We start from the raw sequence: 636 nt of genomic DNA, 5'->3' as shown, positions 1-636 counted from the left end.
TTCATCGGCTCCTGATGCCAAGGCATCCACCGTGTGCCCTAAACAACTTGGCCACAAAGATGCTCGCGTCCACTATGCAATTCACAAACAACAACCAGACAACCAGCCCACCCCACCACCAAACACCCAAACCCCACCCCACAAAAGAGGAGAAGCCCAAGCCGGTATGGCAGGAGACCAGCCCTGGAGAAAACAAACCCACCCCGCACCGAAGCGGCCCACCCCCCGCAAGGAGGAGACCGCTAACAGCCCGGAGAGAAACGGTCCGTTCCCTCAGGACCCAACAGTGTGCCCAGCCAGCCCCGGCCCCCAGAACCCGCATTCCCACTCCGTGACCCCACCTCGAAAGAGGCACGACCACGGCGGTACTAGCAGACCCGGCAACCACGACCGGCTGAATAACCAGTGCTCCACTAATGAGCACGCCACGCATCAGACACTCGCTGATGACCGCGACGATGGACCAGACCCGAGGCCACCACACGGACAACCGTGCGGCAGCACCAACCAGGCCGGCCGAGTGCTCCTTAGAAAGGAGGTGATCCAGCCGCACCTTCCGGTACGGCTACCTTGTTACGACTTCGTCCCAATCGCCAGCCCCACCTTCGACCGCTCCCCCCACAAGTGGTTGGGCCA

At 61.8% G+C, this 636-nt stretch carries 1 rRNA gene; it reads right to left on the bottom strand.

Going from position 1 to position 636, the window contains the following annotated elements:
* Positions 1-531: 531 nt before the first annotated feature.
* Positions 532-636 (bottom strand): 16S ribosomal RNA (locus tag HHX41_RS39485); the annotation flags it as partial.

The organism is Microbispora sp. H13382, from assembly GCF_014161445.1.
In the GTDB taxonomy this organism is placed as follows: Bacteria; Actinomycetota; Actinomycetes; order Streptosporangiales; family Streptosporangiaceae; genus Microbispora.
Note: the sequence above shows the minus strand (reverse complement) of the source record. Positions and strands in the feature narration are given on the sequence as shown.